This window comes from Anaerofustis stercorihominis, from assembly GCF_024623185.1.
Lineage (GTDB): Bacteria > Bacillota > Clostridia > Eubacteriales > Anaerofustaceae > Anaerofustis.
Genome location: NZ_JANJZK010000007.1, coordinates 104,994 through 121,553, shown reverse-complemented (window position 1 = coordinate 121,553; position 16,560 = coordinate 104,994). Strand labels below are relative to the sequence as shown.

Here is a 16,560-nt window from a genome sequence, read left to right as displayed (position 1 = left end):
CTTATTTAAAATAATTATCTCCCATTTCCTAACCTGCTCCCTTTCTTATCATTAAAAAAAGTCCTTTAGATGGACTTCTCTTTATTTAATATTTATTATCTTTAATTAAAAAATACTATTTTGCAATCTCTTGCATGTTTTTTTTTCATGTTTTATTTATATAATATTGATTCATTTAATATTTCAATTAATTACACGAAAATAATTACAATAATTTTATAACAAGTTTTTTATTTACTACAAATAAAACGTCTTTAGTATCAAATAAGAACCAAAAAACACCTTTTATGAAAGCATCTTATTATGTGTCAGATATTTCAACTAAAAATATTTATTAAAAAAATGAAAATAAAAATAATAAATTATATTTTGAATAATTAATTTTAAAAGGAAAAAAATAATTTAAAAGGAGGATATTATGAAAATAAAAAAAAGCGATTTAAATCCGCCGGAAACAGATTTCATGGAAAATAATCATACGGCCTCACAGACAGAATGCACGGGATTGATGCAAAACATACCGAGAGACGAAGCAGAATTAGAATCTTATCAGGACTTATATCAGATGGAAGTCCCAAATAAACAGCAAGATGAACTAGCAGACTTACAAGAATAAAAAATATAAAACTAAGGTATTAGTGGGATAGTTTACTATGTGCATTTATTTATGAACTTTTTTATTGTATACCTTAGTTTTATATTTATGAAAGAACACTTAACAAAGAATATTATTATGGAAATTATTTTTGTAATATACTATATCTTCCAAATCATAAATACTATTTATTAACTTTAAATCTTCATCTAATGCAAAAATTATTTTATATAATATATATACCTCGTCTTTAGACCATCCCATAATAACACCCTCACCCCAACTATTTAAAATTTTTTGGATCCTTATTTAAGTAATTACAAATTTCTAAAAACTCATCCGTTTCTAGATTTCTATTACCCAAATTGATACTTTTATTTAAACAATTATATTCAATACCGGTCTCTTTACAAATATCATTTAAATCTAAATTATTTTCTGTTACATATTTAGATAAATTATTTGTCGCTTTATCACCGGACTTTCCACCAACATTGACATTACAATCTTTTTTATATTTTTTATTGAACATTATTCAGACCTTTTCCTCAATTTGAAGAATTTTACTAATATAATTATAATCTTCATGTCAAATATTGTCAATATATATTCTTCAAAACGAAGAATATCTCGGATACATAATAAATTGTTGACAAAAAAGTGACTTTTTACTATCATTTAATTATAAGGAGCTGAGAATATGAATAAAAAACAAATATCTTTAAAACTTAAAGAGCTTCGCCGAAATAATAAATTAACAATAGAAGAAGTAAAAGAGTTACTCGAAGAAAGAGATATAAATGTAGCAACAAAAACTATATATGGCTGGGAAAGCGGAATGCGATTGCCTTATCCGGATATATTTCTTACTTTATGCGATATTTATAACGTAGAAGATATTTTAATAACTTTTGGTGTAAGAACCGACAATCATAAAATCGAAATTAAAATGATAGCCAGAGAAGACGGGTTAAGCTCACTGGATATGAGTAAAGAAGAATTAAAAAAGTTTAATAAAAACACTTTTTTGGTTACATCTGATACTAATTTAATGTAGAAAATCTAATTTACAATCTAAAAAGAAATGACTAAAGAAGAATATAAAAATATCAGAGATTTGGCATGGTATATTTTAAGAGAAACAAAGGTAAATAAACTACCAGTAAATATAATAGAAGTATGTGCTAAACTAGATGTTAAAGTTCGCAGTTATGATAATGATCATCATTTTGCTAAAAATTATAAGAATGGATTTTCTATAATATTAAATAACAGCGATAAAATAATTTTCTATAATAAGGCTATTAAAAACAAATACAGAAACAGATTTACCATTGCACATGAACTGGGTCATATAATGCTGGGACATAATACAAACGAAAACAATAAAGAATATAAAGCAATGGAAACAGAAGCAAACATGTTTGCAATAAGGATTTTAGCGCCTTTGTGTGTTCTTCATGAAATAAAACTTGACTCTGCGAAAGAATTAGCAGAAATTTGCGCTTTATCAAAACAAGCCAGTAATATAAGATTTAAAAAATTTGAAAAAGCAGAGATAGAAAACAATTTTTATTCGGATCCCAAAGAAGCTAAATTAGTAATGCAATTTGAAAATTTTATAAAAAAATACATAAAACAAAAGTTAAAAAAATGAATATAAAAAAGCATCTTATAAAAACAAGATGCTTTTTTATATTTTATTGTTTAATTTTATAATGGTATATATAAGCTCATCGACGTTAAAAGGTTTAGACACATAATCATTCATCCCTATACTCTTAGCCTTATCAATATCCTGTACAAAGGCATTAGCCGATAAACCTATTATTGGGATAGTGTCTGCATTTTTATGCTTTGAACTCCTTATATATTCACAGGCTTCAAGCCCGTCCATTTCAGGCATTTTAACATCCATTAAAATCACATCGTAATCAATTGTTCCCGAATGTAAAAATTCGTCGACGGCTTCTTTACCGTTCCATACATGCTTTACACTAGCCCCCTTCATTTCGAGCAATGACATAGCTATTTCAGCATTTATTTCATTATCCTCAGCCAATAATATATTGTATCCTATAAGATTTTTATTATCATTATCCATTGAATGAACACTATCATGAATTTTCATATAATCTGCTTTATCTGCAATAGGAAGTTCAATAATAATCTCGAATTTGGAGCCTTTACCTTGTTCACTCGAAACATTGATATTGCCATCCATCAGTTTTACAAGATTATGACTTATGGCAAGTCCGAGACCGGTACCGGCAAATTGATGAGAAGCCATGTTTACTTCCTGTTCAAAAGGTTCGAATATCTTAGACAAAAATTCTTTGCTCATACCTATCCCGCTATCTTTAACGGTTATTATAAGAGAACATACTTCATCATCTATAATTTTTTGATTTATATCAACATCTATCCTTCCGTTCGCAGGAGTAAATTTTAATGCATTTGATACTATATTTACCACTACTTGATTTAATCTAAGTTCATCACCGATCAAATAAGGTCTTGTTATATTTGAAGTTATGTTAAAATCGAGCGATGCATCTTGTGCACGCTGAGAGAACATTATATATAATCTTTCACAGAAACCGCATAAATCAAAAGTCTGTTTATAAAGTTCTATCTTTCCGTTTTCTATTCTGGACATATCCAAAATATCGTTTATGAGTGATAACAAATATTCTGAAGATAATTTTATTTTATTTAGACAATCCAACGTTTTTTCCGGATTGTCATAGTTCATACACGCAATATCGGTCATACCTATTATACCATTCATAGGTGTCCTTATTTCATGAGACATCCTCGACAAAAAATTGCTCTTTTCCTTACTTGCATTCTCAGCCACCTGAAGTTCAATGGACAGTTTCTTTTGTTTCTTTTGAAAGAACAAAAATACAATTACAAATATTATAAATAATATACTGAGAAGGGACAATTCGGTAACAGTATTCTGAACTTTGTTTTCGGAGTACACTTCGGCTGCATAAACCGCCTCATCTGCAAGGTCAAAATACTCTTCACTTAAACTATAAAGTTTATTGCTATCTTTACCGTTACGTACAAGATATATTTCTTTTTTTATTTCTTCCCACTTTTCCTGCATGTTGGCGATATCTTTTTGAAAAGTTTTATCACTTAAAATAATTAAATCGAATTCTTCGCTTCCTCTTGAAAGTCCTTTTAATATTTTATCTAATTTACTAATCAGTTCATCATTTTTATTATTATGCATTTCCTGTTTAATAAGACGCTGAGTGGCTCCTCTTACTATCCCCGAATAATTTATTACACGAGCATTACCCTGCATATTGTTGATGGAATTAAGAGATGTTATGCTAATACAAGTAAATGATAAAAATAAAAGGATGGGAACGATTATATTAAATACTTTGCTATATTTTCCGTGTTTCATTGTTTTCCCCTTGATATAAATCAGACTTTTCAGAAAAAGGACTAATTTCAAATTCCATTTTATATAAATATAATTATATCATATATTAAAAAAACAGCAAGAAATACATTTTTATATCATTTATTGAAACATTTTAGAATAAAAAAGACATTTTAAAATATTAAATATATATGATAATTATGGTTACTATATAAATATAAAAAGACAGGATTTTTTATCCTATCTTTTTATTTTCGATAAAATATTTATTTCTTAGCATCTTCTATACCTTTTTTGATCGCTGCATTACATTTTTCATCTATGTCTTTTGCCACTTCTTTGGCAGACTTATCTCCTCTGAGTAAATCCTGAATACATACATGAAAAACATCTCTGACGCCTTCCCAGTTTGGATTATTGTGCCTTGCATCAACTATATTTTTAGAATTTTTACTATAAACATCCATATATTCCACTTTATCTTTGTGTTTTTTGACATAGGAATTCATTACCGGGGTAGCACTCAATGAATATTTCCAGTATTCTTCATTATCATAAATAAATTTAACAAAGTCTTTAGAGACTTTCAATTTGTCTTCATTATTATTATCGAAAACTATAAATCCGTTTAAATAGTTTGTTGCATTACCGTTTCCCTGCATATTTGGAAAATTTGCTAAAAAAACGTTTAGTCCATATTTATCCTTTGCGTCATTTAAGTTTACATTGTTACCATAACATATCGCAAGTTGATTATTAAAAAACAAATCATAATTAGATAAAAAGTCTAGATTTTCAGAACCATATGGTATCAATTTATCTTTATTTAATTGAGATATCCATTTCAAAGCCTTTATTCCTTCAGGAGTATTTATATTAAAATATCCGTTTTTATCGAATATGTCACTGCCATAAGCTCTTAAAAGCGTCATTATATGTGTATCTCCCTGATTATCCAAAGCAAACATGGCAAGCGGATATTTATTATCTCCTTTAAAAGAAGATTTTAATCCCTTCAATATAATATTGAATTCCTCGGTTGACCAATGAGCGATCTGTCCTTTTTCAGGTACATATCTGTTAAGTCCGGCTTTCTTCATCATATCTTCATTTACCAATAAAGTATTTTGAAGCTGATTAAAAGGCAACATATATATTTTTCCATCGACACTGCATTGCTCCCAAATTTTCGGATCTATATCATTTTTCAATTCTTCATCTATAATATCATCTAAAGAAGCGAGGCGACCGCTGAGAATATAAGTCGGATTATTAAAAGACCCCGGATAAGTCAAATCACACGCCTCATCCGTACCGAATTTATCGGGTATCTGCTCTTTTTCATCAGTATATTTATATTTTGTGATGTTAAATTCAACATCATAATCTTTATATGTGCTTTTAAACTTTTCAGAGGCTTCAGTAAATAAATCATAAATTTCCGCATTAGCATGATCTTTATCGTAGGCCATTGTAACGGGAGGACATTTTATATTTATTGTAACTTTCTTAGGTTCTTTACCACATCCGAAAGGTGCGGCTAATAAAAGTAGTATAAATACCGACGATATAAACTTTTTTTTCATTATTTAATTCCCCTTCCTTCTTACTGATTTTAGTTTTTCGATAAATGCTCCCACATCAAGAGGTTTTGTTACCAAATCATCCATACCGCTTTCCATAGCCCTATCGTAATCATCTCTAAAAGCATTTGCACTTAATGCAAATATTATAACATCATGGTCATCCCTGTTTGCTTTCCTGATTTTTTCAGTTGCCTCATATCCGTTCATAACAGGCATTTGTATATCCATTAAAATAACATCAAAATAATTTATTTCACTTTTTTCAAACTCCCTTACAGCTTCTTCTCCGTTTGTAGCCTCAGTAATACTACATCCTTGTGACGTTAAGATTTCCGTAACTATTTCTCTGTTGATATCATTATCTTCCGCTAATAAAATATTAAATCCTTCAAGAGATACAGTATTTTTGTCATTTTGGTTTTTATTTATATTATTTTTATATTCTGCTTTTTCAAACGGGATAGCAATGGTAAACGTAGTGCCTTCATTTAATTTACTTTTGACATCTATGGTACCGCCCATTTTTTCTACGAAAACTTTGCTTAACGTGGTTCCGAGCCCTGTGCCGTTCTGTGAATTAAAACGCCTTTCCTGTTCGAATGGATTCCAAATTTTTTCAAGAAATTCGGGAGTCATACCACATCCGGTATCCGAAATAACAAAAGTCGTATTTAAAATATTTCCCTCTTCAAATTGTTCTATTTTTAAACTTATGGTACCGTTAGCGGGAGTAAACTTAAGAGCATTGCCCAAAAGGTTAACTACGATTTGTTTAAGTCTCACTTCATCCCCTATTATATAAGGCTCGATCACATTATCAACATCTATATTGAATATTAGATTTCGCTCACTTGCCTGAGTACCTATTAATATATCGATATCAGCTATAAATTTATTCAAATCAACATTGTCGTTATATATATCTACTTGTCCGCTCTCGATCTTTGACATATCCAAAACATCGGAAATCACGCTTTTTAAATACTCGGCAGAAACATCCGCTTTGGAAAGATATTCCATGATTTTATCTTTATCATCTATATTCTGTCTGATCAAATAATGAAGCCCGGCTATTCCGTTAAGAGGGGTGCGAATTTCATGACTCATATTTGCCAAGAAAGAAGATTTTGCCTGTTCTGCCTCCCGTGCAATTTTTGCATTCATTATAGTTCTATAAATAAATATAGATACAACTATTATTACTATACCTATAAGGAAGAAGAAAAATAAGGATCTTAAAAGAAGTATTTTGGTTTGCTCACCGGTTACGGAATCGGAAACTTTTACTACTATATACCAACCATTATCCTTAATTGTCTTCATCATGGAATAGTAATTATGGTCATTATATTTATACTTTATAAATACATCTTTTCCGTTTTTTATATCGTTTTTATAAGTACTCAGAGTATTACTGCCATCTATTTCGGAAACTTCAAGTTCATTAAAATAGTTCTGATTTGTTTTGGTATCATAATATTTACTTGAAGTTACTATATCACCTACGTCATCCATTACTAGGACAACACCTTTACCATCGAAACTTTCAAGTTTTATCCTATCTCTGAAATCTTCGACTGGAACAAGCCCGACAATCCCTTCTATAACTTCATTTTTATATTTAAACCCCTCCTCAAATCGAATTCCGAAGAGAATACTGTCCTGCCACCACTCCCTGGCATTATACTGAAATTTTTTAATAAACTTACCCTTAGAACTTTTATATGTATCTTTCCAGTTCATCTTATCAATGGAAGTTATTAGATGAGCATTATCATAAACTCTTCCTTTGTTCGTTATAATATACAATTTATTGAAAGATGTGCTTCGTGCTTCGTGCTTCGATACTCAGCATATATGATAAATCAGAAACGTTCTCTGCTCTGGTATTTCTGATCCTTCCTGAAAGGGATTCGATATATTCCCATTTTGACTCTATTTGATTTTCGATATTCTGTATATCATGGTCCGTTATTTGTTCCATAAATGAAACAGTGGTGTTGTATACCGCATGTTCGACACTTTTTTTATATAAAAAATATCCGCTTGAAAGTATAAGTAAAGAAAGAATAAAAATAATGATATAAATAAACCATTTATTGTATTTATTATATAAATAATTAATAAGTTTCATTATAATTCTCCCCTATTTACTTATTAAGAAAACCTTTTATTTATTGATTTCATATCTAAGTATATATACATGACTATAGCATATTATCAAACATAATTCAAATCTACAATTAAACATAATCATAAAAAAGAAAAACATAAAAAAAACACGACCTTTGTCGTGTGAGATAATCATATAAATATAAATATTTTGGTGGAGGTGGGGGGAATCGAACCCCCGTCCAAAACCGGGTAAACCAGACTTTCTCCGAGTGCAGTTTGTTTTAAAATTTAACGAGCTATTATAAAACGAACAAAATTATAACCCGCGAGCCTTAATTGATACTATGCTTTGTCAAGACACCCAAAGTATAGGTCCCTGCTAAAATTTGACAATCGTTATATCCCTTGCAGGTCAGAGATACACGACCGCGCCGCAACTAGGCAGCGAAAGATAATCTATTGTTATCGTTTAATTTTAAGTTTGCTTATTTTAAAGATGCTAAGCTCATCTACTCGCTTATCTGACCGCACTGACCCTGTCGAAACCATTGCACCCCCATTTTATCTGAAACTTACTTTGAAGTTTCGGTCAATGTCTCTCTTTGCCGCTTTTTCTTTCAAGGCTTCTCTTTTATCATAAAGTTTTTTACCTTTACATACGGCGATACTCATTTTAACATAGCTTTTGGAAAAGTGCAAATCTAAAGGAATTAAAGTATAACCATCTTTTGTAAGATAATCCTTAATATTCCTGATTTCTCTTTTATTCAATAAAAGCTTTCTTTCTCTTAAAGGGTCTACATTGTTTATATTCCCAAATTCATAAGGACTTACGTGCATACCGATTATGAAAACCTCATTATTTTTACTTATATTGGCATAGCTGTCTTTAAGGTTTACCTTACCGTTTCTGATAGACTTGACTTCGGTCCCCTTAAGTTCGAGACCTGCCTCATAAGTTTCGATGATATGGTATTCAAATGCAGCCTTTTTATTCTTTGCTATTATTTTTTTATCTTCTTTATTTTTGTTTGCACCCATGTTTCTACCTACATACCTATAATATTAAATAAAATTGCAAAATAATGTAAAATCGTGCCTGCAAGAACAAATAAATGCCAAATAGAATGCATATATTTATATTTGGTCATACAGTAAAATATCACACCAAAAGTATACATCAATCCTCCTGCAATTAAAAGTACCAATGTTAAAATGGATACTACTGCAATCAAAGGTTTTACGGCAAAAACTACCGCCCATCCCATTACCAAATACAGCAATAAAGATATCTTTTCATATTTTTTAAGATTGATCGCATTCAAAATAATACCTACTATGGCACTTATCCATATCACCGCGAAAAGGAACCAGCCTACGCTTGCTCTCAAAGTAAAAAGAGTAAAAGGAGTATATGTTCCTGCAATGAGAAGGAATATGGTACAGTGGTCAAAGACTCTAAGTATCTCTTTTATCTTTTTATTTTGAAATGAATGATATAAAGTAGAAGCCAAATAAAGGCAGAACATACTTATACCGTAAATAACACTGCTTATGACTGCCCAGTGGTCAGCATATATCGCACTGAGTACAATAAGCACCGCACAGCCTGCCACAGCAAAAAACACACCTACTCCGTGAGAAACGGAGTTAAAAATTTCTTCACCAAGAGTATATCTCTTTGTCAAATCTTTTTCGTCACTACTCATAATAAACGCCTCTTTCTAAGTTAATTTTTTCGTTTTGCCAAATATAGAGCCAGCTCTCTTAGGAAATCGGCTTCACTGCCAAAATCGGATAAACTGTTTAAAGATATATTCAATAGTTCATCTACCTTTTCGTAAGATCTTTCAAGCCCGTAAACATAAGGATATGTCATCTTATTTCTTTCGCTGTCCATACCTACTTTTTTACCCAAAGTTTCCTCGTCGGATACCACATCGAGTATATCATCCACGACTTGGAACATAAGTCCGATAGCTCTTGCATACTCACTTAAGTTTTTTAATTCATCATCTGTGGCACCGCCTACGACAGCACCGCTTATAACGCTTGCTCTCAAGATAGCTCCGGTTTTATTGTCATGTATAAAGTCAAGAGTTTCACCGTCGGGCTCTTTCCCTTCGCTCTCCATATCCATTACCTGCCCCGCTATCATTCCCTTTACTCCCGCACTGTCGGCAATTACATTCATAGCCTCTACATATCTGTTTATATCCTTTGACGACTTAGCACCTTTCAACATTGTTTCATAAGCAAGATTTAAAAGACTGTCTCCCGCAAGTAAAGCGGTAGCTTCGCCGTAAACCGTATGATTGGTGGGTTTTCCTCTTCTCAGCTCATCATCGTCCATACAAGGAAGGTCATCGTGAATTAGAGAATAAGTATGTATCATTTCCATAGCCGCCATTAAAGGAAGGGCTTCGTTAGTATCTCCTCCTACACATTTGCAGCTTTCCATCAAGAGTATAGGTCTTATCCTTTTTCCTCCCACAAAGAGAGAATAATTGAAGCTTTCGAAAATACTTTTGGGTTTACCTTCTTTTATGGTATATTTTTTTAATACATCTTCTACGAATGATTGTTTATCTTTTAATTCTTTTTTAATATCCATTTTTATTCCTCTTCAAAATCTTCGACTATAGGTTCATCGTCTTTTTTATCTACCAGTACTTTTACTTTTTCGCTTGCCTTTGTAAGTTCTTCTTTAAGCTCTTTTATAAGTACATCGGCTTCATCATAAAGCTTTACAGATTTATCCAAGGTTATCTTTGATTCTTCCATCAATGTACTTATTTCTTCAAGTCTTTGAAGTTTCTCTTCAAAAGTTTTTTTATCACCCATTTTACTCTCCTTCTATCTCACTGATAACAGAATTCAGCTTACCGTCTTTCATTCTTATACTTATTTCATCTTTTACATTTACATCATTGACCGAAGTTATTACTTTATTATTACTTTCTACAATAGCAAAACCTCTTTCCAAAACGCTTACCGCCGACAGAGAATGAATCAGCTTTTCGCTGGAATCTACTTTATGCTTCAAAAGATTAATCTTATTATATAAACTTAAATCAATATTATCCTTTAAAGTATCGATATACTGTTCCATATTTTCTATATAAGCATTTGGTCTTTTCATTACTGGCTTGTTTATTATATTATTTAATTTTTCAGTATATTTGTCGATAAGACCTTTAAGAGAATTATTTATCTTCTTTTCATAAACATCTACGGTATATACTATATTATCCAAAGGTTCGCTTACGACTTCCCCTGCAACGGAAGGTGTCGGAGCTCTGAAATCCGCAACAAAATCGCATATGGTAAAGTCGGTTTCATGTCCTACCGCGGAAACTACGGGAATAGCACTGTCAAAAACCGCCTGAGCAACGACTCTCTCGTTAAAAGCCCAGAGTTCTTCGATACTTCCGCCGCCTCTGCCGGTGATTATCACATCAGCAAGCTTGAGCCTGTTTATATCATATATCATCTGCGCGACTTCTTCACCGCTTCCCTCTCCCTGAACCGTTACGGGACATACTATTATCTTTATATTCTTATTTCTTCTTTTTATTACACTTATTATATCTCTTACCGCCGCCCCGGTAGGTGATGTTACAACTGCAACGGTATCTACAAAAGAAGGAATTGACTTCTTTTTATCTTGGTCGAAATACCCCTGAGCCTTAAGCTCTTCAAGAAGTCTGTTATATTCTTCATATAGCCTTCCTATCCCCTTTTTCTTCATGCTTTTGACATAAAGCTGATAATTACCGTTTCTTTCAAAAACAGACACATACCCCTCTATAATTACCTTCATACCATCCATTGGTTCGAAGGCGAGAGAATATGTGTCCGATTTGAACATGACACAGTTGATTTTTCCGCTGTTATCTTTTATCGAAAAGTATAAATGTCCCGAAGAGTGCCTTTTATAATTAGACACTTCTCCTTCCACTCTCAAATTTGATAAAAGTTCATCGTAATCAAGCAGTGTTTTTATATATTTGTTAACATCTCTGACGGTTAAAATTACATTATCTATCATTTAAACACCTATATTTAAAACCATATCATCTAGTATTGAATACTATGTTATCACTTACTAACGGTATTGTCAATACATTTATTAAATAACTTTTTTATAAACACTGTTAAGAAGCCCGTTTACAAAGGTCGCTTCTTTTTCATCAGAATATGTGTGAGCAAGGCTTACAGCCTCATTCAGTCCCACTAACGGAGGGATATCTTCGTTATACATTATTTCAAACACCCCAAGTCTCAGTACCGCAATGACATGAGTAGATAGTCTTTCGAATTTCCACCCCTTTAAATTATCCTTTATGGTATCATCTATTTCTTCAAGGTTATCCAAAATACCTTTTACCGTTTTCTTGGCATACTCACCCTGAGTACCTTTTATACCGCTGTCTAAAATCATTTGTTCATATCTTTCAGCAAAATCGTCGTGAAAATTTATTTGAAAAATTATCTTATATACTAAATCTCTTGCTACGTCTCGTTTCAAAGTATCCTCCTTTAAATGCTATTAGCATTCAAGCCCTTCAACATAAACATTTACTTGTATTACACTATATCCCGTCATGGATTCTATTGCCTGTTTTACCTTTTTCTTTACTTCACTTGTAAGCTCGGGGATAATCGCTCCGTACTTGATTATGAGAGAGACATCGATTATAAGTTTCTTTCCACTTATAATAGTCTTCACACCTTTTCCCACGTTCTTTTTACCAAACAGTTCACCTATATCAAGACCGCCGTAAAATCCGCTTATACCGTCTATTTCGGCAGTTACAAGCCCAACGATGGAAGTAATGACGTTTTCGCTTATATTTAGTTCATCGCCTTTTTCCAAAGTCTCTTTGATACCGATATTTTCTTCTATATTCTTACTCATAAATTTACCTCCGAATAGTAAAATTCTATACTCATCATTAATAATACAATTATAACATTATTTTCAGTTATTGCAATTATATTAGATACATTAATAAAAATTTAACCTGCCATAAATATAGGCGTAGAAAGGGGATTATAAGAAAAATAAACAAGGATGATACCAAGCAGAAGTATGCTCAAAATACTTATGAGTTTCCCTTTCAGAGTACCGATTTGTTCATCGAGAAGTATCTTGCAGCTGAAGCTTTGACATAATAAAGCAGCTAAAAATATAAGTAATATATACATAAACATATTCATAACTCCGAACATATTTTTAAATGTATAAAAAAGCATAGGTACGCTGAATACCAATATGTAAGAACTTATCGCTTTTGCATAAAAGAAATTATCATTATACTGGACCTTGAATAACATTTCTATGATTATAAAGAATATCAAAGAAAAATAAATCACTTTCATCTGTTCCATAACGCTGGCATTATTTGCTCCCACCACTCTGAACAGTCCCATATCCGTAGATAAATATAAGTTTGAGAGTATTAAAGTAAATAACACAATGAGTATAGTTCCTATTCGTTCCATCTTAATCAGTTTCATTTCATTTACCTCCTAATTATTACAATATAACTATAAAAAATACAAAGTAAAAAATATGTCAACTTTTGCATAAAAATACACATATATACTGAATTTGACCTTGCAATATAAAAAGATTAAGTCTATAATAACAAAAAGCAATTTGACAGGAGGAAATTATGGCAAACAAAAAGACTTTAAATGTAGTATTGACGGGAGTAATGGCGGCACTTATATTTATTGCAACATACATTAATATAAGATTACCGATTTCATTTACGGACGGAGGACTTATCCACCTCGGAGGATCGGTTTTAGTAATAGCAACATTCTTACTTATGCCTGTGGAAGCAGGGTTAGCCGGAGCAATAGGTATGGGACTGTTTGATATGCTCTCCCCTTATGCGGTATGGGCACCTTTTACATTCGTGATAAGGCTCATTCAAGGTATCGTAGTATCAAAGCTTCTTCTTAAAAAAGGAATTTCCGGAGTTATCCTTGCTATGGTCATATACACCATAATAGGTATGGGCGGATATTACCTTGCGGAAGCACTGATTTACGGAAACTGGATTGCACCGATGGCTTCAATGCCCGGAGAATTCATTTCGGATATGGTAGCTATAGTTATAGGCGTACCTATAGCAAAGATACTTATTAAAAATAAAATATGTTATAAAACGGAACAATATTAAAAAGACACCCTCAGGGTGTTTTTTAATATTTATGCTTTTTGAAATATATGCAAAATCGATTAATAATTAAGGTTCTCTATCAAATATAATTTTAAATAATAATTCAATACATTTATACTAAATGTCATACAATATCAAATAAGACCCCAAATATAAAAATCTTAAATGATTTATCTATGCTAAAAAACACCGTTAGAATTCAAAATAAAACCTGTACAACATATTGTACAGGTTTTTACTATTTTAATATTCCAGCTTAAAACAAATCTTTTACAAAATTAACTATCTTATCCCAAAGTCCCGAATCATTAAACTTATCGGATATATTTTGTAATTGTTCCGAAACACTGCTTAAATCTACATTTTCAAGATTTCTTGCAAGCTTCAATAATTGTTCAACTTGTTCATCTGTCAATGTAATATCTTTTTCATTAGCTATTTCGTTAATTTTCTCTTTAACAGTACTGTCATCCGCATCCTTTATATCATCCATTGATAATTTTAATTCATTAACGAGATTTGAAGCGTCTTCGCTTCCTATATCATCGGATAATTCACCTGTTGTGACAAGTTCTTCCGTCGCAGCCTCTTTTGTTTCTTCGGGAACCGTTTCACCGCTCATCTGTTCATAAGCTTTATATACGCCCATAAGAGCCGCCGTGCCCGAAACATTTATAGGTGAAGCTATAACTATTTTAGCATCGGTTATACCTACAGTAGTCAAAGCATTTTCATAAATATCTTTTGTAAGCCAGTCGATATTATGCAGTTCAATATCAAGCCCTTCACCTTTATCTCTTGTTAAGATGTATATAGAAGATAAACTCTTACTTCCTATCCTCGAAGGATCGACGTTTTCAAGATATTTCTTTTCATCATCTATCGTAATGTCAACTTCATTGACATCGCCTTCTTCTTTACCGAAATAATCATAAACTGTCTTTCTTTGATCATCACTCAAATTTGAACCTATAGCTACCATTTCCTGTCCCGCATTTATTGCCAAAACATTTGACAGAGGAATGGTTAAAATCATCAATGACATAATCAATCCAATTATTTTTTTCATAAATTACTCCTTATAAAATAAAATTGTTTTTAAATATATTGTATAATAACATCTTTTTTGTAAAATTAAAACTTTTTTAATCATATTATAATTTTTAAGGAAGTATATCCCAAGAGACAAATAATTCATTTTATTTTAAAAATACACTTGATATCCAAATCAAGTTCTTTGGATTTTAAAGTTATAATAAGCTCTTCTAGTGCAGATATAAAAGCAAAAACAAACAAAATATAAATAATAATATCGGATTTATATTTCAGATATATTACGGGAAATATGAAGAGCAATATCCCGGATACTTTATTTAACCACGTATGTAAAAAAGCAAGCTTTTTATATTTTTTGTATCCTACAAAAAAGGTAATCAGCTTAATAAATAAAATTATTAAAATAAAATATATTATTTTAATACCTATAAGTTTAAAGAGTAATTTAAGAATAAGTATATCAAAAATAAAATCCGCAAAGCTATCAAACATAGCTCCGAAACTACTTTCAAAATGATACTTTCCGGCAATATATCCGTCAAGCACATCACTTAACCCGCATAAAAGATATAGACAAATAAATAAAATATCATTATTGGATATAAAAAATAATAACATTGTAAAAATTATTCTTGATGCGGTTATTATGTTCGGGATACGTTTCATTTTATTACCTCTCAGTTATATTAACACATAAGTTTAATAAAATAAATTTAAATTTTACTATAGTATTTTATGTGAAATATAAAATATTTATCGTTTATCATTAAATATTTATTGACAAACAAGTTAAAAGATGATATCTTTAAATCAAGATAAATTTAAGGAGAAATAAAATGAACGAACAAAAAGAGAAAATAAACAGTTTAAGCAAGGTTATTTGTATATTTTGCAAAATAACAAAAGTATGTTTAATCATAGCAATGATACTTATAGCTATGGCAATAGGAGTTACATTATTGTCGATAGGACAAACCGAAGGGATCTGGACTTCCGTATCAAATATTTTATCAGAAGATTACATCATAAACGGGACACTGAATGTTCCTTACGCAGTATTGGAATTTATAAACGCATTGATCTCCGGAATTATTTTATATATACTAATGGACAGTACTCTAATTCTATTTGAGAGCATAGAAAACAGTCATACACCTTTTGATATAAAAAATATCAATATCATAAAAAAAATAGCGAACATAATGAAGATATTGGTGATAGTCCCTCCCGTATTATCCATTTCCATAGCAACATTATTTAGAACGACAGCAACGATAAATTTTAACTTTTCGATGATTTTGGTCGTAATAGTATTTTACTGCTTATCCGAAATATTTGCATACGGAGCCGTGCTTCAAAAAGACGCAGACGAAACATTATAGGAGTAAATATGGCAATTATATTAAGATTGGACAGAGTAATGGCGGACAGGAAAATATCCCTTGGAGAACTTGCCGATAAGGTAGGTATATCAAATGTAAATCTATCAAATATAAAAAGAGGAAAAATAAGCGCAATAAGATTTTCTACACTAAATTCAATATGTGAAGTCCTGGGTTGTCAGCCGGGGGATATTTTGGAATATCAAAAAGATTAAGAATAAAA

Annotated in this window: 22 protein-coding genes and 1 other RNA gene; 6 read left to right on the top strand and 17 right to left on the bottom strand. The window is 31.1% G+C overall.

The genetic code is table 11. The features are described from left to right. The first annotated feature begins 418 nt into the window (after nt 1-418). Nucleotides 419-616 (top strand): hypothetical protein, encoded by a 198-nt coding sequence (locus NSA01_RS05910; protein ID WP_007049627.1) that lies wholly within the window; start codon nt 419-421, stop codon nt 614-616. 99 nt (nt 617-715) lie between these two features. On the opposite strand, the gene NSA01_RS05905 is transcribed toward NSA01_RS05910, so the two are convergent. Both NSA01_RS05905 and NSA01_RS05900 read right to left on the bottom strand, forming a co-directional pair. Continuing rightward, on the bottom strand, nt 716-859 hold the full coding sequence (locus tag NSA01_RS05905) for a hypothetical protein (protein WP_257480570.1): 144 nt from the start codon (nt 857-859) through the stop codon (nt 716-718). 19 nt (nt 860-878) lie between these two features. Beyond that, entirely contained in the window at nt 879-1,127 is a 249-nt protein-coding gene (locus NSA01_RS05900; RefSeq protein WP_257480569.1) for a hypothetical protein, read from the bottom strand. A gap of 168 nt (nt 1,128-1,295) precedes the next feature. Between NSA01_RS05900 and NSA01_RS05895 the strand changes: the two genes are divergently transcribed. Continuing rightward, complete coding sequence (locus NSA01_RS05895; protein ID WP_257480568.1) at nt 1,296-1,652, top strand: helix-turn-helix domain-containing protein; 357 nt, start codon at nt 1,296-1,298, stop codon at nt 1,650-1,652. Between the two features lie 27 nt (nt 1,653-1,679). Then, nucleotides 1,680-2,252, top strand: coding sequence for an ImmA/IrrE family metallo-endopeptidase (locus NSA01_RS05890; RefSeq protein ID WP_257480567.1), 573 nt, complete (start codon nt 1,680-1,682; stop codon nt 2,250-2,252). A gap of 36 nt (nt 2,253-2,288) precedes the next feature. Here the strand turns inward: NSA01_RS05890 and NSA01_RS05885 are convergent, their stop codons facing one another. The 13 genes from NSA01_RS05885 to NSA01_RS05825 all read right to left on the bottom strand — a co-directional run bounded on the left by NSA01_RS05885 (nt 2,289) and on the right by NSA01_RS05825 (nt 13,225). Beyond that, nucleotides 2,289-4,022 carry an ATP-binding protein gene (locus NSA01_RS05885; protein ID WP_257480566.1) on the bottom strand — a complete coding sequence of 578 codons (1,734 nt, stop codon included), beginning with the start codon at nt 4,020-4,022 and terminating at the stop codon, nt 2,289-2,291. A 245-nt stretch (nt 4,023-4,267) separates the two neighbouring features. Beyond that, a complete protein-coding gene (locus NSA01_RS05880; RefSeq protein WP_257480565.1) occupies nt 4,268-5,587 on the bottom strand; it encodes an ABC transporter substrate-binding protein in 1,320 nt (439 codons plus the stop codon). Between the two features lie 3 nt (nt 5,588-5,590). Beyond that, the gene (locus NSA01_RS05875) at nt 5,591-7,396 is read right to left on the bottom strand and encodes a hybrid sensor histidine kinase/response regulator (protein ID WP_257480564.1); all 1,806 of its coding nucleotides are present in this window, start codon (nt 7,394-7,396) and stop codon (nt 5,591-5,593) included. A gap of 1 nt (nt 7,397) precedes the next feature. Next, nucleotides 7,398-7,721: a hypothetical protein gene (locus NSA01_RS05870; protein ID WP_257480563.1), complete on the bottom strand. Its 324-nt coding sequence runs from the start codon at nt 7,719-7,721 to the stop codon at nt 7,398-7,400. A gap of 190 nt (nt 7,722-7,911) precedes the next feature. Then, nucleotides 7,912-8,260: a transfer-messenger RNA gene (gene ssrA, locus NSA01_RS05865) on the bottom strand. Between the two features lie 3 nt (nt 8,261-8,263). Next, nucleotides 8,264-8,743, bottom strand: coding sequence for an SsrA-binding protein SmpB (smpB, locus tag NSA01_RS05860; protein ID WP_007049639.1), 480 nt, complete (start codon nt 8,741-8,743; stop codon nt 8,264-8,266). Between the two features lie 8 nt (nt 8,744-8,751). Next, the gene (gene trhA, locus NSA01_RS05855; RefSeq protein ID WP_007049640.1) at nt 8,752-9,411 is read right to left on the bottom strand and encodes a PAQR family membrane homeostasis protein TrhA; all 660 of its coding nucleotides are present in this window, start codon (nt 9,409-9,411) and stop codon (nt 8,752-8,754) included. Nucleotides 9,412-9,431: 20 nt separating this feature from the next. Then, nucleotides 9,432-10,316 carry a polyprenyl synthetase family protein gene (locus tag NSA01_RS05850; protein ID WP_007049641.1) on the bottom strand — a complete coding sequence of 295 codons (885 nt, stop codon included), beginning with the start codon at nt 10,314-10,316 and terminating at the stop codon, nt 9,432-9,434. 2 nt (nt 10,317-10,318) lie between these two features. Further along, nucleotides 10,319-10,546, bottom strand: coding sequence for an exodeoxyribonuclease VII small subunit (xseB, locus tag NSA01_RS05845; protein WP_007049642.1), 228 nt, complete (start codon nt 10,544-10,546; stop codon nt 10,319-10,321). Nucleotide 10,547: 1 nt separating this feature from the next. Next, complete coding sequence (gene xseA, locus NSA01_RS05840; RefSeq protein WP_007049643.1) at nt 10,548-11,753, bottom strand: exodeoxyribonuclease VII large subunit; 1,206 nt, start codon at nt 11,751-11,753, stop codon at nt 10,548-10,550. 81 nt (nt 11,754-11,834) lie between these two features. Then, complete coding sequence (gene nusB / locus NSA01_RS05835) at nt 11,835-12,233, bottom strand: transcription antitermination factor NusB (RefSeq protein ID WP_007049644.1); 399 nt, start codon at nt 12,231-12,233, stop codon at nt 11,835-11,837. Nucleotides 12,234-12,254: 21 nt separating this feature from the next. Then, a complete protein-coding gene (locus tag NSA01_RS05830) occupies nt 12,255-12,623 on the bottom strand; it encodes an Asp23/Gls24 family envelope stress response protein (protein ID WP_007049645.1) in 369 nt (122 codons plus the stop codon). Between the two features lie 101 nt (nt 12,624-12,724). Next, nucleotides 12,725-13,225, bottom strand: coding sequence for a DUF6512 family protein (locus NSA01_RS05825; protein ID WP_007049646.1), 501 nt, complete (start codon nt 13,223-13,225; stop codon nt 12,725-12,727). A 158-nt stretch (nt 13,226-13,383) separates the two neighbouring features. Here NSA01_RS05825 and NSA01_RS05820 point away from each other — a divergent pair, with 158 nt between their 5' ends. Then, entirely contained in the window at nt 13,384-13,899 is a 516-nt protein-coding gene (locus NSA01_RS05820; protein WP_257480562.1) for an ECF transporter S component, read from the top strand. 256 nt (nt 13,900-14,155) lie between these two features. On the opposite strand, the gene NSA01_RS05815 is transcribed toward NSA01_RS05820, so the two are convergent. Next, complete coding sequence (locus NSA01_RS05815) at nt 14,156-14,968, bottom strand: DUF1002 domain-containing protein (protein WP_257480561.1); 813 nt, start codon at nt 14,966-14,968, stop codon at nt 14,156-14,158. Nucleotides 14,969-15,093: 125 nt separating this feature from the next. Beyond that, nucleotides 15,094-15,621 carry a CDP-alcohol phosphatidyltransferase family protein gene (locus tag NSA01_RS05810; RefSeq protein ID WP_257480560.1) on the bottom strand — a complete coding sequence of 176 codons (528 nt, stop codon included), beginning with the start codon at nt 15,619-15,621 and terminating at the stop codon, nt 15,094-15,096. Between the two features lie 170 nt (nt 15,622-15,791). On the opposite strand from NSA01_RS05810, the gene NSA01_RS05805 reads away from it, so the two are divergent. Then, nucleotides 15,792-16,337 (top strand): hypothetical protein, encoded by a 546-nt coding sequence (locus NSA01_RS05805; RefSeq protein ID WP_257480559.1) that lies wholly within the window; start codon nt 15,792-15,794, stop codon nt 16,335-16,337. 8 nt (nt 16,338-16,345) lie between these two features. Further along, nucleotides 16,346-16,552 (top strand): helix-turn-helix domain-containing protein, encoded by a 207-nt coding sequence (locus NSA01_RS05800; RefSeq protein WP_257480558.1) that lies wholly within the window; start codon nt 16,346-16,348, stop codon nt 16,550-16,552. Nucleotides 16,553-16,560 lie beyond the last annotated feature (8 nt).